Raw genomic sequence first — 22,200 nt, 5'->3', positions numbered from 1 at the left:
ATGACCGCGAAACGCAAAACGCCTGCACTCCGCGCTGTCACAAGCGAGGTGCTCGACCCTATCCCCCGGCAAAAAGTCCGACTGCACACCGTCGATGATCTGCGCCTAGAGATGGGCAAGGTTTACAACGACATGCGATCTGGACGACTGGAAAGTGGCGAGGGGACGAAGCTGGCCTACGTGCTCGGCCAGATGGTCAAAGTGTTTGAGCTGGCCGTGATCGAAAGACGCATCGAAGCCCTGGAGATGACCCATGAGCAGAAGTCTTGAATCTCGCCTAGAGCGTCTGGAGCAGATCAAAGCCCAGACCGCGCATGATGCACCCGCCGAGATACACATCTTCGGTGTTGACCGCAATGACGACGGGGAATGGGTGGAGGATGAGCAGCCGTGCATCGTGTTCCACGTCAACGTGACTTTTCGTGACCAGCCATGCGCAACCTTGAATCCCGTTTGCAGCGTCTGGAGCCGCCAGTTACTACGGAAAACTCCGGTTTTGGGCAGACCCGGCTGTTAACTTTTGTTATGGCCGAACGGATGGACGCAGGCGACACGCCCACGGCCTGCACGCCAGCGGTACGCAGTGGCCTGAAATCTGGCGACTTAATTTTGAGCCACCAGAGGGTGAGAGCAGTCTCCCCTACTCTGCACCGGTGCGGAATTGGAGAGCGCGTCTGCACATGGCACCTGAAAAGTTGGAAGGAAGTATTCAATGCCCAGATGGACGCCAGAGAGCCGCGCCAAGCAAGCCGAGCTGATCCGCACATGGCGACCGTGGGAGCAGTCCACCGGGCCAAAGACGCCAGAGGGTAAGGCCGTGTCGTCTATGAACGCCCGCATTCATGGCATCTATGACGCCGGGCTGCTGGCCGCGATGCGACTACAGGCACCGCGTATTGCTGCGCTCAGGCGACTGGCGACGCGGATACGACGCCGGATGATGCGCAGGGTCTGGCGCAACCGACACCGAGAGGCGTACTAGTGAAAACTCAGGGGCGATCCATTGCGGATACGACGCATTCGCATCAGTGCCGCCGCTGTTCTGTGGATAACTCGCCTATCCATGTCAGCGGGTAAGACCTACGGTAAGACCGAGCCACATCAGAAAAGAAAAAAGCCCATTGAATCATGGGCTTAGTTCATGGCATTGGCGGAAAGGGAGGGATTCGAACCCTCGGTAGGCTTGCGCCTACGCCTGATTTCGAGTCAGGTACATTCGACCACTCTGCCACCTTTCCGGGGTGTTCGTTGCTATTCGCTTCACAGGTCGCTTCAAACTTGCGAGCTGTCGTGGTCGCGAAAAGCTGATAAGTATATCAGGCACGCGGCTCGATCTGGGTCAGTCCTCCCATGTAGGGCTGGAGCGCCTGCGGAATGTCGATACCCCCGTCAGCGCGTTGGTAGTTTTCGAGGATCGCCACGAGCGTGCGACCAACTGCCAGGCCGGAGCCGTTAAGGGTGTGCGCGAGTTCCGTCTTGCCGCTCTCGGCGCGATAGCGCGCCTGCATGCGGCGGGCCTGGAACGCTTCCATATTGGAGCAGGATGAGATTTCGCGGTAGGTGTTTTGCGCCGGGAGCCAGACCTCGATATCGTGGGTGCGCGCGCTGCCAAAACCCATGTCGCCGGTACACAGGACGATGGTGCGATAGGGCAATTGCAGGCGTTGCAGGATGCTCTCGGCGTGGGCGGTGAGTTGTTCCAGCGCGGTGGCCGACTCTTCTGCCCGCGTCACCCAGACGAGCTCGACTTTGTCGAACTGGTGTTGGCGGATGAGGCCGCGCACATCTCGCCCGCCTGACCCGGCCTCGGAGCGAAAGCACGGCGTGTGCGCCACAAAGCGCAGCGGCAGTTGGGCGGCATCGACGATCTGATCGCGCACCAGATTGGTCAGCGGCACTTCGGCTGTGGGAATGAGGTAGTGGCTCTCGCCCTCTCCGTGCTTCACGGGGAAGAGGTCTTCCTCGAATTTAGGGAGCTGCCCCGTGCCGCGCAGCGCTTGCGCCGAGACGATGTAAGGCACATAGGCTTCGGTGTAGCCATGTTCGGTGGTGTGAACGTCGAGCATGAACTGGGCAAGGGCCCGGTGCAGGCGGGCGATCGGCCCGCGCAGCACGGCAAAACGCGAACCGGAGATGCGCGCTGCGGCCTCGAAGTCCAGCCCGAGATCTGCCCCGACATCGACGTGGTCGCGCACCGGGAATTCAAACGTGCGCGGGGTGCCCCATCGGCGCAGTTCGACGTTCTGCGTCTCATCCGCGCCGACGGGCACGTCGGCCGCGGGCAAATTGGGAACGGCCATGAGCAGCCCCTGCAGTTCGGCTTGCAAGGCGTCGAGCCGGGCGGCGTCTGCTTCCAGCGTGGTTTTGATGTGGCCGACCTCTTCCATGATCGGCGCGACATCCTCACCTTTGGCTTTGGCCTGCCCGATCTGCTTGGAGAGCAGGTTGCGCCGCGCCTGCAGATCTTCGGTTTGTTTCTGCAGGGTTTTGCGCTCGGCTTCGAGGGCTTCAAAGCGGGCCACATCGAGGAAGGGCTGAGGAGACTGACGGGTTTCGAGCCGGGCGATGACGTGGGGCAGGTCTTTGCGCAGCAGGGTGATGTCGAGCATGATGCGTTTGAGTTGAACGAGAAATGAAGCCGTCGCCGAGCGATCCGGGCCAAGCCTTGCGCCGGTGGCTGGGCGGTGAATCGGTCAGGAGTCGGCCTTGACCACCAAGCCGCGCGGCAGCGGAAACTGTACCGATTCGGTCACGCCGTCGAGCTGCCGCACCGCTAAGGCGCCCAATGCCTTCAGCCGGGCCACGACCTGATCGACGAGGGCTTCGGGAGCCGAAGCGCCCGCTGTCAGGCCGATCTGGCGCGCGCCCTCCAGCCACTCCGCGCGCAGGTCTTCGACCTGATCGACCATGTAGGCGGGCTTGCCCATCCGCTGGGCGACTTCGCGCAGGCGATTGGAATTCGAACTGGTCGGACTGCCGACCACGATGACCACATCGACCTGTGGGGCGAGCATCTTCACCGCGTCCTGGCGATTTTGGGTGGCGTAGCAGATGTCTTGCTTTTTCGGCTCATGCACCTGAGGAAACCGCGCGCGCAGAGCCGCGACGATTTCGGCGGCATCATCGACCGACAGCGTGGTTTGAGTCACAAAGGCCAGCGGCGCATCGGGCGCAATGTTCAGGCGCGCGACATCGTCGAGGGTCTGCACCAGATGGATGCCCTCGGCCTGCCCCATGGTGCCTTCGACCTCTGGATGACCGGCGTGACCGATCATCACGATTTCCAGCCCGTCGCGCCGCATCTTGGCCACTTCAACGTGCACTTTGGTGACCAGCGGACAAGTGGCGTCGAACACCTGCAAGCCCAACGCCTGCGCCTGCGCACGCACGGCCTGCGACACCCCGTGCGCAGAAAACACCACGGTGCCGCCCTGGGGCACTTGTTCGAGTTCTTCGACAAAAACCGCGCCCTTGGCCTTCAGGTCGTTGACCACATAGGTGTTGTGCACGATTTCATGGCGCACATAGATGGGCGCGCCAAAGCGTTCCAGCGCGCGCTCGACAATGTCGATGGCCCGGTCTACACCGGCGCAAAAACCGCGCGGGCTCGCCAGCAACACTTGCGGTTCGGACGCTGAAACTTCAGGGTCTGGCGATGAGGCGAAAGCGTCTGGCTTCATAGCACGGCGAGAATCTTGACCTCGAAAGTCGTGGGGCAGTCGGCCAGGGGGTGATTGAAATCGAGCAGCAGCGCGTCGCCGCCTTCGTCAATTTCACGCACCAGTGCGGTGAGCAGACCGGCTTCGCCATCCGCACTGGTCGGCAGACGCAGGCGCATCACATCGCCGACCTGCGCCGCGGGCCCGGGATATTCGCGCGCACGCTCAACCTCCCCGCGCGAAACCCAACGCAGCAAGCCCGGAATGCGCGCGCCAAAAGCTGCGCCCGCAGGCAGATCGAAACGGGTGTGCGTGTTTTCATCGAGGCCGACGAGCAAGGCCTCCAGCGCCGGGCTGAGTTGCCCCTGTCCCAGCGTAAACGTCGCAGGCGTTCCGCCGAAGGTGTTGACCGCATCGACGCCGCCCGGATCGCTGAGGCGGTAATGCAGGGTGAGATAGGAATCAGGCTGGACGCAAGGCACGATGATGGGTGGGCAGGCAAAATAGCGGCTGAAAGCGAGCCGCAAAGGCGACGTAAACCGCATTTTAGGGGGAACCCTGCATGGCCACACGTATCGCCGATCTACCTGCCGATGCACGACCGCGCGAAAAATTGCTGGCGCGCGGCCCGCACGCCCTGGCCGACGCCGAACTGGTCGCCATCGTGCTGCGCACCGGGGTGCGCGGGCAGAGCGCCCTCGATTTGGCCGCCGCCTTGCTCGATCAGTTTGGCGGCCTGCACGGCCTGCTCAACGCCTCATCCGAGCAACTCCGCAAAATCAAAGGACTGGGCGCGGCCAAATATGCCGAGATTGCCGCCGTGCTGGAACTCGCTCGCCGCACCCTGAACGAGCAGATGATGCAGCAACCCCTGCTCGATTCGCCCGCTGCGGTGCGCGACTATTTGCGACTCTGGCTCGGGCCGCAACCGGTGGAAATTTTCGCGGTGCTGTTTCTCGACAACCAGCACCAGCTCATCGCCTCGGAAGAGCTTTCTCGCGGCACGCTGGCGAGCACCAGCGTCTATCCGCGCGAGGTCGTGAAAGCCGCGCTGCGCCTGAATGCCGGCGCGCTGATTCTGGCGCACAACCACCCCAGCGGCCTGGCCGAACCGTCCGCGGCCGACCGCGCGCTGACGCAAACCCTGAAAGCGGCGCTGGCCCTGGTGGATGTGCGCGTGCTCGATCACCTGGTGGTCACCCGGCATAGCGTGGTTTCGTTTGCCGAACGGGGTCTGTTGTGAAACCCGCCGCGCCTGCGCTCAAGGCAAGCAGCCAGGACGCATTGCGCGACTTGCGCCGGCGCCTGCGCCAGCCGCCGCAGCCTGCGCGCACGAAACCTGGGCCAACTCCGCCACCCATCGCGGCCGCTCCCGCCGAGTCTGTGCCCACCTCCGCAGATCGCGCCCTGTTTCGCGCGGCCACTGCGGGCGCCAAGGTCTTGGGGGCATCGATCCACCCTCCCCCGCCAGGATTGCAGCCCGCGCCGCCCAAACCCATTCCGCACCAATCGCTGCGCGACGAACGGTTGGTGCTGTTAGAGGCGATGTCCGACGAGCTCGATCTGGATCATTTGCTGGAGACCGACGTCGCCCTATCCTGGCGGCGAGAAGGCGTGGGATCGGACACCCTGCGCAAGCTGCGCCGGGGGCACTGGACGATCCAGAACGAAATCGACCTGCACGGTCTGCGCCGTGACGAGGCGCGCGAGGCTCTGGGTCAGTTTTTACGCACCGCGCTGCAGCGCGAATGGCGCTGCGTGCGGGTGGTCCACGGCAAGGGGCTGAGTTCGCCGCTGCGCGAGCCGGTGCTCAAACACAAGGTGCGAAGCTGGCTGATGCAGCGCGACGAAGTGATGGCCTATGTGCAGGCCCGGCCCAGCGATGGCGGCGCCGGAGCTCTGGTGGTGCTGCTGCGCTCGGCCCGGCGCACTGAACGCGGCGGTTAAAACAACGTTCAAAACAAGCCCGCGATTTGAGAGCGAAGATGAGAGCACAGAGCGGCGGGCTCATTGGGCAAAGCGGTCAACCATGCACCACATTGCCCGCCGGCATATTGCCGGGCTCGGCTTTGTTGCGCATCCAGTCGGCCGTGCCGGCGAAGGCTTCGTGCAACTGGCGGCGCAGTGTGTCGTCCATCTCGACTTCGTTGAGGGTCTGCACCATGCAGGCCATCCACTCGTCGCGCTCCTTGGTGCCGATGGCGTAGGGAAAGTGGCGCATCCGCAGGCGCGGATGCCCATATTGCGGGGAATACAGATCGGGTCCGCCCAGCCAGCCGCTGAGAAACAGGTAGAGCTTCTCCCGCGTTTCTTCGGAATTGGTGGGATGCATGGCCCGCAGATCGGCATATTGCGGCTCCAGATCCATCAAGTCGTAGAAATGATGGACCAACCGACGCACACCCTCCGCGCCGCCGAGGCGCTGATAAGGCGTGCTGGAAACCGGCTGGGGGACAGGTGCGGCGGGCGTGATGGCAATGGTTTCTGACATGGAGCGGGGCAGTTTGCAAACAAGGCTGAAACAAAAGAATCGCGATTATGGGAGATGCGCCCCGGCAGAACTTGCCTCAGGTCAATCTGCAATCAATCGTCCCGCAAAGTGGCAAAAGATTTTCAGCTCATTTTCAAGTCAAGGTGCGCAAACTCTGACCCGGCGCCCGGCGCAGCACATCGCGCAGACTCCACCACCCGGCCGCCATCGCCAGCATGGAGGCCGCCAGCATGGCCGCGGGCCAGAGCCACCACGGCGGCTGCCAGGGAAACAGAAACACCCAGTGCGCCAGCGCGGCGCTCACCCCCGCCGCCCCGGCGGCGCCGAGCAGTCCGGCCAGCGCGCCGACCCACATCATTTCCACCAAGGCCATACGCCGCAGCAACTGCGAAGAGGCGCCCAGGGCGCGCCACACCGCCATTTCGCGCGAGCGGTCCTGCCGCGACAATGCCAGCGAAGCGGCGAGCACGGCCAGCCCGGCCGCGAGGGCGAACAAAAACAAAAACTGCACGGCAGTGATGACCTGCTCGACCAGCTTGCGTAAATGCGCGAGCAGGCTGCCGACATCGACCACGGTGAGATTGGGAAACTGCCGCACCAGGGTGTCGTCCATGCGCTGCGCGTCTCCGGGAGCGCGATAGGCGGCCAGATAGGTCACGGGCTGATTTTTCAGCATGGCCTGCGGCAGCAGCACAAAGAAGTTGGCATGCATGGAGCTCCAGTCGACATGCCGCACGCTGGTGATGGGTGCGGTCACGCGCTGGCCTGCAATGTCGAAAGTCAGGGTATCGCCGAGTTTGAAGCCCAGGGTTTTGGCGATGCCCTGCTCCACCGACAGGCCTTTGGCATCGGGCCCGGCGGTATCGTTCCAGTCGCCGGCGACCAGGGTATTGGCCTTGGGCAGGGTGGCGCTGGCTGAAAGATTGAATTCGCGGTCGATCAGGTCGCGGGCGCGGATGCTGTCGTAGTCGCGTCCAAAGACCGGCTTTTCGTTGATGGCCACCAGACGGCCGCGCAGCATGGGATACCAGTCTTCGTGGTTCACGCCATCGCGGCGCAGCGCGGCCAAAAAATCCTGGCTCTGCGCAGGTTGGATGTTGATGACAAAGCGGTCGGGCGCGTTGGCGGGTATGGAGGCACGCCAGGCGTCGATCAGACTGGTGCGCATGAGCACCAGCAACACCAGCGCGAACAAACCCAGACTCAGCGCCGTGATCTGAATCACCGCACTCCAAGGCCGGGTGGCCAACTGACGCGCCGCCATCTGCATCAAACCGCCAGTGGCGACGGATGACGCCGCATGGCCGCGTATCCAGCGCCGCAAACCCCGCATCATCAGCCAGGCCAGCAAGGCAAACACCAGCGTCAGACCGATGAAACCACCGGCGGCAATCAGCCCTAGGCGAAGGTCGCCGGCCTGCAGCCACAGCAACAGGCCGAATGCCCCCACGCCTGCCAGCACCGTGATGAACGGCGCGGACTGCAGGTGGCCCAGACTGCGGCGCAGCACCGCCAGGGGCGGTACGCGCGCCAACTGCAGAATCGAGGGCAGGCCAAAGGCCAGCAGCAGCACCATGCCCGTCGCCCCGGCGAACAACGCGGGCGCCCAAGCGGGCGCGGGCAGCTCGCGCACCTGAACCTGAATCAGCCCGTGCAGCAGCCCGATCATCGCCGCCTGCACCGCCAGGCCGAGCAACACCCCCAGCGCCGCCGCAAAGCCGCCCAGCCAGACAAACTCGGCGGCGTAGCGACGGAGCAAGACGCCCTGACGCAGCCCCAAAGCCTTGAATACCGCGCAGGGCTGCAAACGTCGGCGCGCAAAGTCGCGCGCCGACTGCGCCACCGCCACAGCGGCCATGAGCGCGGTGATCAGCGCCACCAGATGCAGAAAATCAGAGGCGCGCTTGAGCGTCTGTTCTTGCGCCGGGCCGCTGTCGGCCACGGTTTCCACCCGCATGCCGCGCGCGGAGGTTTGGCGAATCTGCTCCTGCGCCCACTTGGCGTAGGCGGCTGCTGCCTGCGATGGCCCAGACAGCGCGAGGCGATAAGTCACCCGGCTGGCGGGCTGGATCAGCCCGGTAGCAGGCAAATCGGCACGATTCATCATCACCCGCGGGGCGAAATTGATGAAGCCCGCGCCGGTATCGGGCTCGCGCACCAGAATGGCCGCGATGCGCAACCGCGCATTGCCCAACTGCAACAGATCACCCACCTGCAGCCGCAGAGCGCCGAGCACACTGGCATTCACCCAGACCGTACCGGGCTCGGGCGGCCCGCTGCGCGACACCTCTGGCGCCTGCAGCCCGTCGCGCAGCACCACCTGCGCGATCAAGGGGTAATGCGCGCCTACCGCCTTGAGCGAGACCAGCCGGGTGCGGTCACCCGTGACGTCGAGCGCCATGCTGGGAAACACCGCCGTCTGCATAGAGCGCAGCCCCTGCGCTTGCGCGTGCTGCAAATACAGCGGTTTCAGCGGATGATCGCTGACGATCACCACGTCGCCACCGATCAACTGCGCAGCATCGCGCACCAGCGCGCCTTGCAGCCGCTGGGCGACGAAGCCCACGGCCGACAACGCGGCCACGGCCAGCACCAGCGAGAAGAATAAGAGCCGCAGCTCGCCGCTGCGCCAGTCACGCCAAAGCTGTCGCAAGGATTGCATAGAGAGATAGACCGTGGAGTGAATAGGCTGGGTGGGGACAGGCCGTATTGTCCACAGCCCCCCATCTCTGTGCCGGGGCGAGGGTTTGAAACCACTGAGGAACGCGCGCTATTTGGTCAGCGCCAGGAACACTTCCGGCAATCTCTCGGGCAGGCGCTCGATGTTGTCGATCACGGTGTAGCGGCGGCCAAAAATGTCGGACACATAGGCATCGGCGCGCGGGTCGAGGCTGATGCAAAAAGTGAAGAGGCCATCGAGCTCAAGCTCCCGCACCGCCTGGCGGGCGTCTTCGATGAGCAGGCGCTCGTCTTGCACATCGATATCGGCAGGTTCGCCGTCGGTGAGGATGAGCAGCAGCTTTTTGTCGCTCTTGCGCGCGCGCAGCGAGTGGGCGGCGTGCCGCAGCGCCGCCCCCATGCGGGTGGAGTAGTTGGCCTGCATCGCCGCGAGACGCGCCTTGACTTCATCGCCCCACGGCTCGCCAAAACCCTTGATGTGCAGGTAGCGCACCTCGTGCCGGGTGTTGGACTGAAAACCGGCGATCGCCAGCGGATCGCCCAAGCGTTCGATCGCCCAGGCGAGCAGCGAGACGGCCTCCTGCGAGAGTTCGAGGATGGTCTGCTCTGATCCTTTCACCTTGTCGTTGAGCGAGGCGGAGAGGTCGAGCAGCAGGGTCACGGCAATATCGCGCCCGTTGGTGCGGTGGCTCAGATTGATGCGCGGATCGGGGTTGGAGCCTGCCTTGAAATCGATCAGCGAACGGATAGCGACGTCGAGATCGAGTTCGCTGCCTTCCTCCTGATAGCGAATGCGCACTTTGTCTTGCGGTTTGAGCAGTTCCAGCAGTCTTTGCAGGCGCTTGGCCAGCGGGGCGTGCTTTTGCAGCAAGCGGTCGATGTCGCCCGCCTGTGCAGACGGATGCAAACCCTCGTACACGCTGACCCAGTCGGGCCGATAGGTCTGGCTGTGATAGTCCCATTCGGGATAGTGCCGCGGCGGCAGGCGCGGCAAGTCGTCCTGCGCATCGTTGCGGCGGGTTTCGTCGAAGCGCTCCTCCTCGTCCCCTTGTTCGATGAAGCGCCAAAGATGCCGGTTGTCGTCGCGGTAGTCGATAACGGTGTTTTCGAAGTGCACTTTGGCAAACTGGTCGCTCTGGCGGCGGGTTTTCGCCACATAGGCCAGAGCCAGCACGGCGATGTCTCGGGTGGATGAGGCGCCCTGCGCCATCAGCGCGTGAAAGTGGGCAACGAAGGTATTCAGATCGGCGTCGCGGTAGCCGTGCTCGGGGTCGAGCAACGCCCGCGACAACATCGCCAGACGGTGGCGCAGGCAGGAGGTGGTCTCGGGATTGCAGGCGTCTTCGACAGGCCGGGGATGCAGGGCGAGAAATAGCCGCCGCAGCCCGGCGTATTCGCGGATCAGCAGGGTTTCAACCCGGCAGTCCTCGAAAAACTCGACCGCCATGCGCTGAAACGGGCTCCAGTTGTCGGCAATCTGCGGGGTGGACCAGCGGCGGTGGCCGACAATGTGGGCGAGCATCGCCCGGTAACGATCGAGGCCCGAGACGCCGAAAGCATCATCTTGCACATCGGGCAGACGAATGCCCAGCGGGTCGTAATAGGGAACCGGCTTGCGCAGTTCGTCGAAGGCGGTGGAGTAAGGGATCAGCAGATCGCCGTCCCGCCACAAAGCGCGCAGATACAGATCGAGATGGCGCTCCACATCCACCAGCAGCGTGCCGTGGCGCTCGCGCTGCAGCACGGCGCGCGCGTCGGCCGATTGCAGGCTGAAGTAATCTTTTTGCCGTTCGGGATGGGTGGCATAGTTGCGCACGCCGTAATCGACCCAACGCTGCAAGCCGCCGATGTCGAGCTGGGCCAGCAAGGTCGGCGCCTGATTGAAAAAGTCCGGCAGCCCTGGACTGGGATAGGTGGTGTGAAAGCCGTGGATGGAGCGCGTGGTGCGCGCCATCAGGTCGAGCGTGAGATCGAGATAGTGCTGGAGTTGCTCGCCCGCTTGCAGGCGCTGCGCCACGGGAGCCAGGGTCTGCAAAAAGGGCGTGATGGCCCGACCGTTGGGCGATTTTTGCAGCCCTTGCACCACGGCCATCACGGGCGCCAGCAGGTCTTCACCCACGGCGCGGGCGGTGGACGGCCAGGCTTCCAGAAAGGCCAGCAAAGGCTCGGCGCCCCGCCCCAGTTTGCCGATGATGCGGCCCGCTTCGAGGAAGGCGCTCAGTCCATCGGGCGTGAGCGCGCTCTGGGCATCGGCCATGCAGGCCGGGAAGATGGCCTCCACGAGAGGAAAGCGCGTGTCGAGCCGCGCCCAACTGGCGCGTATCGAATCGTCCATCAGGGCGTCACTCACCATGGTTCGGCTTGGTCTGCCGCACAGAGGGTGTGAATGAATCCGGCGTGGCCGAGCAACGCGCCCAAACGCTTCCGATCAAGGCGCAAAGCACAGCCGTGCCCGTCGGCACAGCGCGCATTTGCAACGCAGAGTGGGAGGGTTTGGGCGCGAGGAGCGGACATGGCGGATTTGTTCGCACCCTCTTAGGCGAAGGTCACGTCGATGGCGTGATCGAGCGTCTGGCGAATGTCGGCATCGTCGGTGATGGGGCGCACCAGCGCCATGCGGCAGGCGTCTCCTGCATCAACGCCGTCGTGGATCAACTGCGCGGCGTACACCATCAGGCGTGTGGAAATGCCCTCGTCGAGACCGTGCCCCTTGAGGTTGCGCGCGGCGTGGCCGATTTTCACCAGCTTGGCGGCAGTCTCGGCGTCGAGGCCGCTTTCCTTGCACAGAATGGTGGTTTCGAGCCCGGCCTCGGGGTAGTCGAAATCGAAGGCGGTGAAGCGCTGTTTGGTGGACTGCTTCAGATCCTTCATCAGCGACTGATAGCCCGGGTTATACGAAATCACCAACTGAAAATCGGGATGCGCCTGAATCAGCTCGCCCTTCTTGTCGAGCGGCAGGGTGCGGCGGTGGTCGGTCAGCGGGTGGATGACCACGGTGGTGTCCTGACGCGCCTCGACAATTTCGTCGAGGTAGCAGATCGCGCCGATGCGCGCGGCGGTGGTCAGCGGCCCATCGAGCCAGCGCGTGCCGCCGCCTTCGAGCAGATAACGTCCGACCAGATCGCTCGCCGTCATGTCTTCGTTGCAGGCCACGGTGATGAGCGGCTTGCCCAGCCGCCACGCCATGTGCTCGACAAAGCGCGATTTGCCGCATCCCGTCGGCCCCTTGACCATGACCGGCAAACGATTGCGGTAGGCGGCCTCAAACAAGGCCACCTCGCGGCCCTGCGGCTGGTAATAGGGCTCTGCTTGAACCCGGTACTGCTGCGCGTCAATGCTCATGCATCCACCTCCAAAACAACACGCCCCCGTGAAACCGGGGGCGCTGAAACCTTCAAAAACGACGTCGTCAGGAGCGGCTTATTTGTGGACGCCCAGTTTGTCGCGCCAGCCCGGGAAGAGCTTGTCGGCATCGCCCGGGAAGGATTCGAATGCGCGCGCGAACTCTTTGTGTTCCTTGGCGTACTCGATCGGATCGGCTCCGGCCTTCCAGCACTCATAGGCCTGGCGCAGCGACTTGGCGCCAGCCGCTGGCGAGTCGATGTGGCCGTAGGAGCCGCCGCCCGCGGTGTTGATCACGTTGCCGTGGCCCAGGTTCTCGAAGAAGCCGGGCAGGCGCAGCGCGTTCATGCCGCCGGAGATGATGGGGGTGGTGGGCTTCATGCCGTACCACTTCTGGAAGTAGACCGGGCCTTGGCACTCGTCGCGCTCGATCATGTAGGCGATGTTGCGGTCGTCGCCCTCGCCTTCCATCTTGCCGTAACCCATGGTGCCGACGTGAATGCCCGAAGCCCCCTGCAGCCGACTCATCTTGGCCAGCACAAAGGCGGTGTAGCCGCGCTTGGAACTGGGCGAGGTGATGGCGCCGTGACCCGCACGGTGATAGTGCAAGTACTGGTTCGGATACTGGCGACGCGCGGTGGTGACCATGCCGGGGCCGCCCACGTAGCCGTCCACCAGGAAGGCCAGCTTGTCAGCATCGGGACCGAAGACTTCCAGCGCGAAGTCAGCGCGGGCGCACATCTCGTGATAGTCGTCCGCGGTGATGTTCATGGAGAACAGCTTGGCCTCGCCAGTCTCGTCTTGCGCGCGTTTCATGGCGTCATAGACCAGCGGAATCACCTTTTTCACCGGGGCGAACACCTGGTTGCCCTGCGGCTCGTCGTTCTTGATGAAATCGCCTCCCAGCCAGAACTGATAGGCCGCCTGGGCAAATGGCTCCGGGCGCAGACCCAACTTGGGCTTGATGATGGTGCCGGCGATGTAGCCGCCGTCCTTGATCGGCCGACCCAGAATGCGCCACAAGTTGGAGATGTCGGTGGCCGGGCCGTCGAACATCTGGATCGCGCGCTCGGGCACATAGAAATCGATCATCTTGCCGTACTCGACATCCCCCATACCCTGGTTGTTGCCGATCACCAGCGTGAGGAAGGACACGATCATGAAGCGGCCGTCGATCACATTCCGATCGAACAGTTCGATCGGATAGGCGATGCGCATGTCTTCCGTGGCCTCATCGATGTAATAAACCAGGGCATCGACCCCCTTGGTGAAATCGTCCGTCGTGCTGACTTCCACATTGGTGCCGGTGGACGATTCGGCCGCAAAGTGCGCCGCCGTCGCCAGATAGTCATAGCCCGCTTTGGGCTTCATTTTGTAGGCAACAAGGATGTGCTTGCCACCGGCGATCAGATCCGATTCCTTGAGATCGAGATTGGCGTAGCGGCTGGATTGATCGTGAGCCATGTCGTTCCTCTGTGCGTTGGCCTTTGTCGGCCGGGTGGGTTGAAAAAAATCAACTATAGGATCGCTTAGTTCATAAGGTAAACTAAGACTTTTTTGCAGTTAGAGAATTTTTCACTGATGATCAGAATCACCTTCCGGCAACTCGAAATTCTCCAAGCTGTAGCGGACTGCGGCAGTTTTTCGCGCGCCAGCGAAAAGCTACATCTCACCCAGCCTGCTGTTTCGATGCAGATCAAACAATTGGAGAATTTGCTCGATATGCCCCTGTTCGAGCATGCGGGCAAAAAAATCCGACTCACCGAAGCTGGCAACGTCGCCCTGCGCAGCGCCGGAATCGTCACCCGCGAACTAAACGACCTCGAACAGTCTCTGTCCAACTTGAAAGGACTCAGAGGCGGCGTGCTGACGGTGTCTGTCGCCAGCACGGCCAGCGTATTTGCCGCTCGCCTTATGGCGCTGTTTCGACGCCAGTTTCCAGACGTCGAGGTCAGCCTGAATGTCGTCAACCGCGAAACCCTGCTGCGTCACTTAACCGAGAACGTCAGCGATCTCGCGCTGATGGGCACGCCGCCCGAGGGATATCAACTCAGCGCGCAACCCTTCATGGACAACCCGCTGGTCATCATCGCCGCCCCCGACCACCCGCTCGCCAGAAAACGCGCAATCCCCCTAAAGCGCCTGCTCGAAGAGCCACTGGTCGTGCGGGAACCCGCATCAGGCACCCGCGGCGCCCTGGAGAACTTCATCCGAGAACGACAGTTACCGTTCAAGCCGACCATGGAAATGAACAAAAACGAGGCGATCAAACACGCCGTCGAAGCCGGTCTGGGCGTGGGATTGGTCTCGCTACACACGGTCCAAGCGGAACTCACCTCTGGCCAGTTGAGCGTCCTCGACGTAGAAGGTTTTCCGCTCAAGCGCCAGTGGTATCTGGTGCAACGCGACGGCAAACGACTCAGCCCCGCCGCCCAAGCCTTCGCCGAACTCGTGCTAAGTAAAGGGCCAAGCATCATGGCAGCCGCAGAAACAAAAATGGGTTAGCGAAATCGCTAACCCATTGATTTTATTGGCGGAGTGGACGGGGCTCGAACCCGCGACCCCCGGCGTGACAGGTCTAAATACAGTATGCCTAGAACCCGCATAAACGCTTGATCTGCTAGTATTTTCCCATTGGTTTGTGGGAATTGAGTGGGAATTGGGGGTTCGGTCATGGCATACTTTGAACAGCGAAAAAACGGGTGGATGGCGCAGATTCGGCGACGTGGCATGCCGACGTTGAGCCGCACGTTTGACCTGAAAGCCGATGCAGAAGCCTGGGCGCGGGAAATCGAGCGCGAAGCCCAGCGGGGCAACGTTGCTGTGCTGCGACAAGATGCGCAGCGCGTGACAGTCGCCGAAGTGATGGATCGCTACCTTGCCGGGCCGGTGCAGGCCATGAAATCGGCGAAGGATGTTCGCGCGCGCCTCGGCAAGGCACGCGAGCGCTTCGGCGCTCACTACTTGTCCAATGTGCGCGGGGTGGACGTGTCGGGCTGGCGCGATGATCTGCTGCAAGAAGGACTGGCACCGCAAACCGTCATCCACCACATCAACGTGCTCTCAGCCCTGTTTTCATTCGTCGAAAAAGATTTGAGCATCGATTTGCCCGCAGGCAACCCGGCGAGCAAGGTACGCAAACCAGCCGCGCCGCCAGCGCGGGATCGTCGGCTGCGAGCAGGCGAAGTCGATGCGCTGCTGGCCGCTGCCGCGCAGGCGCGTGCGGTTGGGCTTCGACAGATCATCATTCTTGCCGTCGAGACTTCGATGCGCCTGGGGGAACTGCTCGGGCTGGAATGGTCACGCATCGACTTGGCCAGGCGCACGGCACACCTGGTGGACACCAAGAACGGCAGCGCACGCACCGTCGCGCTGTCAACCGCCGCACTGGACGCACTGCATAGCCTGCCTCGACGCCTCGATGGGCGCGTGTTTGGCTGGCAAGCCAAGGACTCATTCGAGAAAACTTGGCAGCGCTGCATCGTGCGCGCTAAAGCGGCCTATGCAGAAGAGTGCGCCAAGTCCGGCAAGAAGCCAGATCCCGCATTCCTGGCTGATCTTCGCTTCCACGACCTCAGACACGAAGCCGCGTCGCGGCTGTTTGAGAAGGGCCTGGGCGTCATGGAAGTGGCGAGCATGACGGGACACAAAAGCCTGTCCATGCTCAAGCGTTACACGCACATCGAGGCGGAAAAGCTGGCGAAGAAGTTGGGATAACTGCGCTGCGCTGTACCCTCTCTTTGCCCCCTCCTTTGCCTTGGCTTTTCGTTCTTCCGCGACACCTGCCCGCCCGTGCCGCCCCGGCGTATATCTCTATGCCGGGTGCGGTTCGCGGATTTCCTGCGTTGCTCCTTTGCCGCGATTCGCGGGTGGTGCCGACGCACCCGGCTCCTTTTTCTGGAGCCGGATATGCGCATCATCATTGCCGAGAAACCTTCCGTAGCCCAAGCCATCGCCGGTGTCATCGGCGGAGCCAAACGCAGCGACGGATTCATTGATTGCCCGCAGGCCAAGACCCGCGTCACCTGGTGCTTCGGCCATCTGCTGGAACAGGCCAAGCCGGAAGAGTATGTAGATGGCGGCAAGGTTCTCGCGTCGCATCTACCCGTCATCCCCACGACCTGGAAGCTGTCGCCGCGCGACGGTGGTGCAGGCAAGCAAGTCAAGGTGATCCGCGATCTGCTCAAAGAAGCCGCCGAGGTCGTCAACGCGGGGGACGCCGACCGCGAAGGCCAACTGCTGGTCGATGAGGTCTTGCTGTTCCTGAACTGGAAGGGCAAGACCTCGCGCCTGTGGCTGTCCAGTTTGGATGATGCCAGTGTGCGTAAAGCGCTCTCTGGCATCAAAAACAACGCCGCTATGCGCCCCGTCTACGAATCCGCCCTGGCGCGTCAGCGGGCCGACTGGCTGATGGGCATGAACTGCTCCATCGCCTTGAGCCGCAATCTGCAAGGCTGCGGCGTGCCGGGCGCCTGGAGTGTCGGGCGGGTGCAGACCCCGACTCTGGCACTGCTGGTCGATCGCAAGCGCGAGATCGATCACTTCAAGCCCCGCGACTTCTACCAGGTCATTGCGTATCTGGACGGCGGCATCAGGGCTGTATGGCAGATGCCGGACGATCTGGTGGATGAAGATGGGCGGTTGCTGGACAAGGCCAAGGCGGACGAGGTTGCTCGCCAAATCACCGACAAGGCTGCGCGAGTCACCAAATTCACCCGCAAGGCGGGTGAGCGTGCCGCACCGATTCCCTACACGCTGGGCGGGTTGCAGAAGGCCGCCAGCAGCCGTCTGGGCTTGTCGGCCAAGGACACGCTGGCTGCGGCACAGGAACTCTACGAAGCCAAGGTCACCACCTACCCGCGTACTGATTGCCCCTACCTGCCCGTTGAGATGCATGGTGCAGCGGCGGGCATTCTGAAGGCCATTGGTGGCGCGGATGTTGCGGGGATCGACCCGGCGCGCAAGCACGCGGCCTGGAACACCGCCAAGGTCGAGGCGCACCACGGACTCATCCCGACTGGGCAGAGCCCCGATGCGGCCAGCCTGTCGGCCAACGCCAAGCGGGTGTTCGATCTGATCCGCGAGTCCTACATCCGCCTGTTCATGCCGCCCGAGAAATTCGAGACTCGCGAAGGGTTGTTCGAGATCGACGGGCTTGCGTTCCGCGCGGCGGCGCGCGTGGTGTTCGATCCCGGCTGGACGCGGCTCGGCGCCAAGGATGAAGACGAGGGGCAAGAGCAAGGCGAAGCCCAGGGTGCGCTGCCCGATCTGCGCGAGGGTGAAGTCCGCACCTGTGAGCGCGGTGAGGTCGTCGCCAAGCGCACCACACCGCCGAAGCCCTACACCGACGGCACGCTCATCGCCGCCATGACTGGCGTGCATAGGCTGGTGACGGATCCAAAGCTCAAGGCGCGACTGAAGGAGACGTCAGGGCTGGGCACCGAGGCGACGCGGGCCTCGATGATCGAGGTGCTGATCACGCGCGAGTACGCCGAGCGCCGCAAGAAGGAAATCCACCCGACCGACCGAGGTGTGCAGCTGATCGACATGCTGCGCAAGGTCGCGCCTGATCTGGCCGACCCAGGCTACACCGCATTGCAGGAGGACGCGCTGGCGGACATCGCCGCAGGGCGTGCAGCGCTGGCTGCGTTCATGCAGGTCCAGGTGGATGCAACGCGGGAGTTTTCGCGGGCGCTGTTGGAGGGCAAGCTGACGGACGGCCAGATGGTCATGCATGCCTGTCCTGCATGCGGCGGCAGTCGCTGCGCCCAACTCAAAAGCAAGGCCGGGAACGTCTATCACCGCTGCATGGACTGCCAAGCCGCATTCGGCGATGACGGCGGCAAGCCGGGCAAGCGTTTCGAGGACAGACCGGCAGGCGAGACTGCGCAAAAAACATCGAGCGCTGCAGGCGCCGGCCCGAAGTGCCCGACCTGCAAGGGCCCGACAGCAAGGATGAAGGCAAGCTTGGCACGAAGTGGGGGGCGATGAGATGAGCAACGGCGATGTGAGTAACGGGGATTCTGGGCGCAACGATTCTGGGATCAAAGAGCTTGAGGATTCCGGATGGTTTCTCGGCACGCTTGCTGCCGTTGCCGTCATTGCGTCCGCTGCGTTGATGGCAAGCGTCTGGTTCGGCCTGCTTGGTGGAGCCGCGAAATGACGCCGGTTGCCATGCTTCAGCAATGCGCACCCCAGATTGCGCCCGTGACGCTGGCGGCGATTGTGCAGCAGGAAAGCGGGGGCGATCCGCTGGCCGTGCACGACAACACCGGCGGAAAGAGCTATCGGCCTGCGAGCGTGGCGGAAGCTGCGCGCATCGCACGCGAGCTGATCGCGCGAGGACACTCGGTGGACATCGGACTGGCGCAGATCAACAGCAGGAACCTGCCCCGGCTGGGGCTGGGCGTCGATCAGGTTCTCGACCCCTGCGCGAATCTGCGCGCCGCGCAGACGGTTCTGATGGAGGGATGGATGCGTTCGGGCGATCTACGCGCCACCTTGTCAGCGTACAACACCGGCCAGCTCCACAGCCCTGTGGGAATGGCTTATGGGGAGAAGGTGTTCGGGAAAGCTGGCGTTTTCGTGCCAGCCATTCCGGGCGGCAAGCTGGCGCAGTGGGCAAGCAGTGATCCGGCAAACATAGGCGCGCTGCCGCCTGTTCGCCCCGTCATCACCTGGACGCCGCAGGCAAGCCCGCTGGCGCCCCAGGGCGGCGGGCTGGCTGTGAAGTGGTGATCAGCGGCGATCAAATCGGGTTGAGCTTGTTGAGTTGCCGGACGCCGAGAATTGATTTTATTTCGCCCAGCAGGCCAAGTTTTTCGAACCTCTTGATAATCGCCTTACTGCGATCCGACTTGATATTCCGAACTTCTCGCGGACAGACGCCGAGAGATTCTGTCAGATCGCTGTTTGCGTCGCCAAAAATGGCCCAGTCGGCATCGGTAATTCCGACTGCCCTGAAAATCTCTTTGATGCGGCTTCGCGTTTCTTGATCGCGTTCCTCATGCTCCGCATCTTCCGTACATCCAGACGCATTGTCGGTGCGCGCGTCTTCGTCGCTAGCTTCGTCAGCAAAAATTTCGGTCGTTTTTACAGCGTAGCATCGCTGTATCATTCCAAATTTTGAGTATTCTGCGATCCGGTGGAAAAGGGTCACCTGATCCATACACAACTCTTCCTCGCTAAAGCCACGCTTTTTGATGTATCCCCAGGCGTGGCAAACAACTTCCTGCGCACGGTCTTCAACATAATCAAGCGGCCCGCCAGAATTGAATGCTGGCTCGCTGCGCCAACGGCGCGCGGCCCGCATGGCTTCCTGGTAAATCGACTCGGCACCCCAGGTTTGCAGCGGGGTAAGTGAGAGTTCATTTTTCATTTTCATTCCTTTTGTCTTTGGTGTTGGTGGTTTCAGATCTCGATCTGAAGCTGCGATTCGAGAGCCAGTTTCCGCTGCCGTTTTAGCGGCACGTCGGGCAGCACCACAGAAATCGTGCGCGCAGCCCAAACTCCGAGCAGCACAACAAAACCGATAAACTGCCGCGCCAGATCGCCGCCACGCGATTTGATTTTCTGGGCCATTTTTTCCAGCGCCAGTTTCGCGTGTCGAGCAACAACCAGGCCGCTGCGCGCCGCGGTTTTTTGTTTGCGCGACAGCAGGAATGCTAGCCTGCGGCCCGCGCGGCCCAGGGGCCAGGTTTTCAAAAATGCACTTGGCGAATTGCAGAAATCGCGCCATGTAAAGCCCGGCTTTCTGTCAGGCAAGCCATGGATGATGCGCATCACCCGGATTTCCGTTTTTGTCATTATTTCTGCGTCCATTGTGGTTCCTCCTAAACTGCAGTGACCACAATTTTTTCAGCGCGCACCAGTAATGTCGAATATCAACTTATAATCATCGAATAATCAACATCGTCGTTTGTTTGCCGCCGTTTTCCATATCTGTGTGTGTGATACAGGAGCAGGAATATGGCAGACGAACAACAATCAGCGGCACGCGCACGGCAAACCGAGGCCCTGCGACGGGCGATGGGCAGTGAAATCCTCGATCCTCTGGGTGATCCCCGTGTGGTCGAAATCATGCTCAACCCAGATGGCACGCTCTGGGTGGATCGCCTGGGCGAGGGCATGCGGCAGACCGGCCGCATCGACGCTGTGCGGGCGCTGACCATCGTCAACACCGTGGCGGCCATGCTCGATACCGTGGTGACGTCCCAGCAACCCATCCTCGAATGCGAGCTACCGCTGGACGGCAGCCGGTTCGAGGCGCTGATTCCTCCCTTGGTCGAGCGCGCGAGCTTTGCCTTGCGCAAAAAAGCCACTCTGGTCTTTACCCTAGATGACTATGTCGTCAAGGGCATCATGACGCGCGCCCAGCGCCAAGCGCTCGAAGAGGCGGTCGCTGGCCGGCTGAATGTTTTGGTCAGCGGCGGCACCGGCACAGGCAAGACCACCTTGGCCAACGCCATCCTCGACGCCGTGGCCCGGCTTGACGGGGAACACCGCATTGTGGTGATCGAAGACACGCGCGAGCTGCAGGTCAATGCTGAAAACGTCGTGTTCCTGCGCACCAGCGACAATACCGACATGACCCGACTGCTGCGCGCCACCATGCGGCTGCGGCCAGACCGTATCGTTGTGGGCGAGGTGCGTGACGGTAGCGCCCTGGCCTTGCTCAAAGCCTGGAACACCGGGCATCCAGGCGGCGTCGGCACGGTGCATGCGAATGACGCCAGCGCTGCGCTGATCCGCATCGGCCAGCTCATTCAAGAAGCTGGCGTGCCGCCCAACCCCGAACTCATCGCCGAAGCGGTGAATGTGGTCGTCTCGATCAAGCGCACCGCCGATGGTCGCCGGGTCGAAGAAGTGGCCGCCGTGCGCGGCTGGTCGTCCAGCGGCGGGTTCCACGTCGAGCGGCTGGCTTGAAGGGGCCGCCTGCTGCAAAATGCACCTATGGACAGCAAACTCGATCTTGCCGTCGGGCATTTGAACGCGGCGACCGGCCCGGTGGTTCGCCCGGCTGATCTTGCGCTTGCGCTGCGCGAAGGCACCGTTGCGCATATCGTTGCCGGACAGAAGACCCGCATCGTTCGGGGACTGCTGCACAGCCTTTTTACGGAAATCGACCCTGCGCTCATCCTGAGCTGCGCCCGCGAAGCGAAGACCGACTGGCGACACGCCCATCAGCTTTACGCCGAAACCCTGGCGGACGGCATGCCGCGTGTCAAGGCGTGGGAGCAACTGGTTGCCGATCGGACATGACCACGCGCGACGACGTGTCTCAGTTCAAGGCCAGCGGCCCGTGGCGCGAACTCGCCCGTGCTGCTGCCGAGATGGTGGCCGATGCGGAGCAACGCGCTGGGTCCAAGATGGACCCCAAGCTGGGTGGTGGAACGCGGCTCATGCTGGCCTTCGAACACCGGATCAGCGATGACATTGACCTGTTTATCCGTGATCCACAGTGGATCGGGTATCTCACTCCCCGGCTGAACGATCGCTTTGAGTCCGTCATGACGGGATATGAAGAGTCCGCCACAGCGCTGAAACTTCGACTCCCTGCCGGGGAAATCGACTTCATCGTGAGCATGTCGCTGCTTGGCTTGCCCGATGAGCATGCGTCCGATGTCGAGGTGCCTTTCGCACTTGAGCCGGTGGATGAAGTCCTCGCAAAGAAATTGTTCTATCGCGGATGGGCATTGACGCCCCGCGACCTGTTTGACTGGCGCGCGGTCGTCGCGCACAGCGCGGCTGGGCACGTCGCGAAGTCCATGCAGGTTTTTTTGCCTGGCGACCGGCTCGATGCGATTCGAGAGTCCTTGCATGCCATGACCACATCACGGGCGGCGCAAGCGGCATGGGATGCGATCCGCGCTCCCGACAAGCCAGCGTTCGATGCATCCATCAAGTGGGCGTTGGAACAGGCCGACCGCTACACACGCTCAGCAGGCCGCAGCGCCGGGCTGTCGGCAATACACCGACAAAATCCGGACATCGACCTCGGTCGTTGAGCATCCCCCGCCCGCCCTTTTC

General features: G+C 62.6%; 23 protein-coding genes and 1 tRNA gene. 12 read left to right on the top strand and 12 right to left on the bottom strand.

The window, feature by feature from the left end:
• Window positions 1-270, top strand: coding sequence for a hypothetical protein (locus tag BIO17B3_RS00295; protein WP_156052535.1), 270 nt, complete (start codon window positions 1-3; stop codon window positions 268-270).
• Between the two features lie 7 nt (window positions 271-277).
• On the opposite strand, the gene BIO17B3_RS19315 is transcribed toward BIO17B3_RS00295, so the two are convergent.
• The gene (locus BIO17B3_RS19315; RefSeq protein ID WP_255421392.1) at window positions 278-406 is read right to left on the bottom strand and encodes a hypothetical protein; all 129 of its coding nucleotides are present in this window, start codon (window positions 404-406) and stop codon (window positions 278-280) included.
• Between the two features lie 306 nt (window positions 407-712).
• On the opposite strand from BIO17B3_RS19315, the gene BIO17B3_RS00290 reads away from it, so the two are divergent.
• On the top strand, window positions 713-982 hold the full coding sequence (locus BIO17B3_RS00290; protein WP_156052534.1) for a hypothetical protein: 270 nt from the start codon (window positions 713-715) through the stop codon (window positions 980-982).
• 166 nt (window positions 983-1,148) lie between these two features.
• On the opposite strand, the gene BIO17B3_RS00285 is transcribed toward BIO17B3_RS00290, so the two are convergent.
• The 4 genes from BIO17B3_RS00285 to BIO17B3_RS00270 all read right to left on the bottom strand — a co-directional run bounded on the left by BIO17B3_RS00285 (window position 1,149) and on the right by BIO17B3_RS00270 (window position 4,141).
• Window positions 1,149-1,238 (bottom strand) — tRNA-Ser (locus tag BIO17B3_RS00285).
• A gap of 78 nt (window positions 1,239-1,316) precedes the next feature.
• Window positions 1,317-2,609, bottom strand: a complete 1,293-nt coding sequence (gene serS, locus BIO17B3_RS00280) for a serine--tRNA ligase (RefSeq protein ID WP_156052533.1) — start codon at window positions 2,607-2,609, stop codon at window positions 1,317-1,319.
• A gap of 84 nt (window positions 2,610-2,693) precedes the next feature.
• A complete protein-coding gene (ispH, locus tag BIO17B3_RS00275) occupies window positions 2,694-3,680 on the bottom strand; it encodes a 4-hydroxy-3-methylbut-2-enyl diphosphate reductase (protein ID WP_156052532.1) in 987 nt (328 codons plus the stop codon).
• The gene (locus BIO17B3_RS00270; RefSeq protein WP_156052531.1) at window positions 3,677-4,141 is read right to left on the bottom strand and encodes a peptidylprolyl isomerase; all 465 of its coding nucleotides are present in this window, start codon (window positions 4,139-4,141) and stop codon (window positions 3,677-3,679) included. The genes ispH and BIO17B3_RS00270 overlap by 4 nt, the downstream gene beginning before the upstream one ends.
• 80 nt (window positions 4,142-4,221) lie before the next feature.
• Here BIO17B3_RS00270 and radC point away from each other — a divergent pair, with 80 nt between their 5' ends.
• Complete coding sequence (gene radC, locus BIO17B3_RS00265; RefSeq protein ID WP_156052530.1) at window positions 4,222-4,902, top strand: DNA repair protein RadC; 681 nt, start codon at window positions 4,222-4,224, stop codon at window positions 4,900-4,902.
• Complete coding sequence (locus BIO17B3_RS00260) at window positions 4,899-5,606, top strand: Smr/MutS family protein (protein ID WP_156052529.1); 708 nt, start codon at window positions 4,899-4,901, stop codon at window positions 5,604-5,606. Before radC ends, BIO17B3_RS00260 begins: the two co-directional genes overlap by 4 nt.
• A gap of 76 nt (window positions 5,607-5,682) precedes the next feature.
• On the opposite strand, the gene BIO17B3_RS00255 is transcribed toward BIO17B3_RS00260, so the two are convergent.
• The 5 genes from BIO17B3_RS00255 to BIO17B3_RS00235 form a co-directional block, all read right to left on the bottom strand.
• Complete coding sequence (locus tag BIO17B3_RS00255) at window positions 5,683-6,150, bottom strand: group II truncated hemoglobin (RefSeq protein ID WP_156052528.1); 468 nt, start codon at window positions 6,148-6,150, stop codon at window positions 5,683-5,685.
• A gap of 133 nt (window positions 6,151-6,283) precedes the next feature.
• Complete coding sequence (locus BIO17B3_RS00250) at window positions 6,284-8,812, bottom strand: ABC transporter permease (protein ID WP_156052527.1); 2,529 nt, start codon at window positions 8,810-8,812, stop codon at window positions 6,284-6,286.
• A 108-nt stretch (window positions 8,813-8,920) separates the two neighbouring features.
• Window positions 8,921-11,182, bottom strand: coding sequence for a nitric oxide reductase activation protein NorD (locus BIO17B3_RS00245; RefSeq protein ID WP_156052526.1), 2,262 nt, complete (start codon window positions 11,180-11,182; stop codon window positions 8,921-8,923).
• A gap of 182 nt (window positions 11,183-11,364) precedes the next feature.
• Window positions 11,365-12,171, bottom strand: coding sequence for a CbbQ/NirQ/NorQ/GpvN family protein (locus tag BIO17B3_RS00240; RefSeq protein WP_156052525.1), 807 nt, complete (start codon window positions 12,169-12,171; stop codon window positions 11,365-11,367).
• A 78-nt stretch (window positions 12,172-12,249) separates the two neighbouring features.
• The gene (locus BIO17B3_RS00235) at window positions 12,250-13,635 is read right to left on the bottom strand and encodes a ribulose-bisphosphate carboxylase (RefSeq protein ID WP_156052524.1); all 1,386 of its coding nucleotides are present in this window, start codon (window positions 13,633-13,635) and stop codon (window positions 12,250-12,252) included.
• Window positions 13,636-13,752: 117 nt separating this feature from the next.
• Here BIO17B3_RS00235 and BIO17B3_RS00230 point away from each other — a divergent pair, with 117 nt between their 5' ends.
• The 5 genes from BIO17B3_RS00230 to BIO17B3_RS00210 all read left to right on the top strand — a co-directional run bounded on the left by BIO17B3_RS00230 (window position 13,753) and on the right by BIO17B3_RS00210 (window position 18,909).
• Window positions 13,753-14,676 carry a LysR family transcriptional regulator gene (locus tag BIO17B3_RS00230; protein ID WP_156052523.1) on the top strand — a complete coding sequence of 308 codons (924 nt, stop codon included), beginning with the start codon at window positions 13,753-13,755 and terminating at the stop codon, window positions 14,674-14,676.
• A gap of 225 nt (window positions 14,677-14,901) precedes the next feature.
• Window positions 14,902-15,888, top strand: coding sequence for a site-specific integrase (locus BIO17B3_RS00225; RefSeq protein WP_232054131.1), 987 nt, complete (start codon window positions 14,902-14,904; stop codon window positions 15,886-15,888).
• A gap of 192 nt (window positions 15,889-16,080) precedes the next feature.
• Window positions 16,081-18,162, top strand: coding sequence for a DNA topoisomerase 3 (locus BIO17B3_RS00220; RefSeq protein ID WP_079668488.1), 2,082 nt, complete (start codon window positions 16,081-16,083; stop codon window positions 18,160-18,162).
• Between the two features lies 1 nt (window position 18,163).
• Window positions 18,164-18,334, top strand: coding sequence for a hypothetical protein (locus BIO17B3_RS00215; RefSeq protein WP_156052522.1), 171 nt, complete (start codon window positions 18,164-18,166; stop codon window positions 18,332-18,334).
• Window positions 18,331-18,909 (top strand): lytic transglycosylase domain-containing protein, encoded by a 579-nt coding sequence (locus BIO17B3_RS00210; RefSeq protein ID WP_064135051.1) that lies wholly within the window; start codon window positions 18,331-18,333, stop codon window positions 18,907-18,909. The genes BIO17B3_RS00215 and BIO17B3_RS00210 overlap by 4 nt, the downstream gene beginning before the upstream one ends.
• Window positions 18,910-18,919: 10 nt before the next feature.
• On the opposite strand, the gene BIO17B3_RS00205 is transcribed toward BIO17B3_RS00210, so the two are convergent.
• Together BIO17B3_RS00205 and BIO17B3_RS00200 are read right to left on the bottom strand one after the other, a co-directional pair.
• The gene (locus BIO17B3_RS00205) at window positions 18,920-19,549 is read right to left on the bottom strand and encodes a hypothetical protein (RefSeq protein ID WP_141130565.1); all 630 of its coding nucleotides are present in this window, start codon (window positions 19,547-19,549) and stop codon (window positions 18,920-18,922) included.
• 32 nt (window positions 19,550-19,581) lie between these two features.
• On the bottom strand, window positions 19,582-19,992 hold the full coding sequence (locus tag BIO17B3_RS00200) for a hypothetical protein (protein WP_141130566.1): 411 nt from the start codon (window positions 19,990-19,992) through the stop codon (window positions 19,582-19,584).
• Between the two features lie 147 nt (window positions 19,993-20,139).
• On the opposite strand from BIO17B3_RS00200, the gene trbB reads away from it, so the two are divergent.
• From trbB to BIO17B3_RS00185, 3 genes are read left to right on the top strand one after another with little or no spacing between them, the layout of a single operon-like run.
• The gene (trbB, locus tag BIO17B3_RS00195) at window positions 20,140-21,096 is read left to right on the top strand and encodes a P-type conjugative transfer ATPase TrbB (protein ID WP_064135054.1); all 957 of its coding nucleotides are present in this window, start codon (window positions 20,140-20,142) and stop codon (window positions 21,094-21,096) included.
• A 27-nt stretch (window positions 21,097-21,123) separates the two neighbouring features.
• Window positions 21,124-21,432 (top strand): hypothetical protein, encoded by a 309-nt coding sequence (locus BIO17B3_RS00190; RefSeq protein ID WP_013106262.1) that lies wholly within the window; start codon window positions 21,124-21,126, stop codon window positions 21,430-21,432.
• Window positions 21,429-22,178, top strand: a complete 750-nt coding sequence (locus BIO17B3_RS00185) for a nucleotidyl transferase AbiEii/AbiGii toxin family protein (protein ID WP_156052521.1) — start codon at window positions 21,429-21,431, stop codon at window positions 22,176-22,178. Before BIO17B3_RS00190 ends, BIO17B3_RS00185 begins: the two co-directional genes overlap by 4 nt.
• The last annotated feature ends 22 nt before the right edge of the window (window positions 22,179-22,200 follow it).

Source organism: Thiomonas sp. OC7, assembly GCF_900634595.1.
Taxonomy (GTDB): Bacteria; Pseudomonadota; Gammaproteobacteria; order Burkholderiales; family Burkholderiaceae_C; genus Thiomonas; species Thiomonas arsenitoxydans.
This window is presented reverse-complemented; position numbering and strand designations above follow the sequence as displayed.

Excerpts from the sequence above, each read along its gene's own strand:
- BIO17B3_RS00240 (WP_156052525.1), bottom strand. The coding sequence starts at position 12,171 with ATGAGCATTGACGCGCAGCAGTACCGGGTTCAAGCAGAGCCCTATTAC.
- BIO17B3_RS00210 (WP_064135051.1), top strand. The coding sequence starts at position 18,331 with ATGACGCCGGTTGCCATGCTTCAGCAATGCGCACCCCAGATTGCGCCC.
- BIO17B3_RS00205 (WP_141130565.1), bottom strand. The coding sequence starts at position 19,549 with ATGAAAAATGAACTCTCACTTACCCCGCTGCAAACCTGGGGTGCCGAG.
- BIO17B3_RS00225 (WP_232054131.1), top strand. The coding sequence starts at position 14,902 with ATGCCGACGTTGAGCCGCACGTTTGACCTGAAAGCCGATGCAGAAGCC.
- BIO17B3_RS00295 (WP_156052535.1), top strand. The coding sequence starts at position 1 with ATGACCGCGAAACGCAAAACGCCTGCACTCCGCGCTGTCACAAGCGAG.
- BIO17B3_RS00230 (WP_156052523.1), top strand. The coding sequence starts at position 13,753 with ATGATCAGAATCACCTTCCGGCAACTCGAAATTCTCCAAGCTGTAGCG.
- ispH (WP_156052532.1), bottom strand. The coding sequence starts at position 3,680 with ATGAAGCCAGACGCTTTCGCCTCATCGCCAGACCCTGAAGTTTCAGCG.
- trbB (WP_064135054.1), top strand. The coding sequence starts at position 20,140 with ATGGCAGACGAACAACAATCAGCGGCACGCGCACGGCAAACCGAGGCC.
- BIO17B3_RS00250 (WP_156052527.1), bottom strand. The coding sequence starts at position 8,812 with ATGCAATCCTTGCGACAGCTTTGGCGTGACTGGCGCAGCGGCGAGCTG.
- BIO17B3_RS00255 (WP_156052528.1), bottom strand. The coding sequence starts at position 6,150 with ATGTCAGAAACCATTGCCATCACGCCCGCCGCACCTGTCCCCCAGCCG.
- BIO17B3_RS00185 (WP_156052521.1), top strand. The coding sequence starts at position 21,429 with ATGACCACGCGCGACGACGTGTCTCAGTTCAAGGCCAGCGGCCCGTGG.
- BIO17B3_RS00290 (WP_156052534.1), top strand. The coding sequence starts at position 713 with ATGCCCAGATGGACGCCAGAGAGCCGCGCCAAGCAAGCCGAGCTGATC.
- BIO17B3_RS00200 (WP_141130566.1), bottom strand. The coding sequence starts at position 19,992 with ATGGACGCAGAAATAATGACAAAAACGGAAATCCGGGTGATGCGCATC.
- BIO17B3_RS00220 (WP_079668488.1), top strand. The coding sequence starts at position 16,081 with ATGCGCATCATCATTGCCGAGAAACCTTCCGTAGCCCAAGCCATCGCC.
- BIO17B3_RS00190 (WP_013106262.1), top strand. The coding sequence starts at position 21,124 with ATGGACAGCAAACTCGATCTTGCCGTCGGGCATTTGAACGCGGCGACC.
- BIO17B3_RS00245 (WP_156052526.1), bottom strand. The coding sequence starts at position 11,182 with ATGGTGAGTGACGCCCTGATGGACGATTCGATACGCGCCAGTTGGGCG.
- BIO17B3_RS00235 (WP_156052524.1), bottom strand. The coding sequence starts at position 13,635 with ATGGCTCACGATCAATCCAGCCGCTACGCCAATCTCGATCTCAAGGAA.
- serS (WP_156052533.1), bottom strand. The coding sequence starts at position 2,609 with ATGCTCGACATCACCCTGCTGCGCAAAGACCTGCCCCACGTCATCGCC.
- radC (WP_156052530.1), top strand. The coding sequence starts at position 4,222 with ATGGCCACACGTATCGCCGATCTACCTGCCGATGCACGACCGCGCGAA.
- BIO17B3_RS00215 (WP_156052522.1), top strand. The coding sequence starts at position 18,164 with ATGAGCAACGGCGATGTGAGTAACGGGGATTCTGGGCGCAACGATTCT.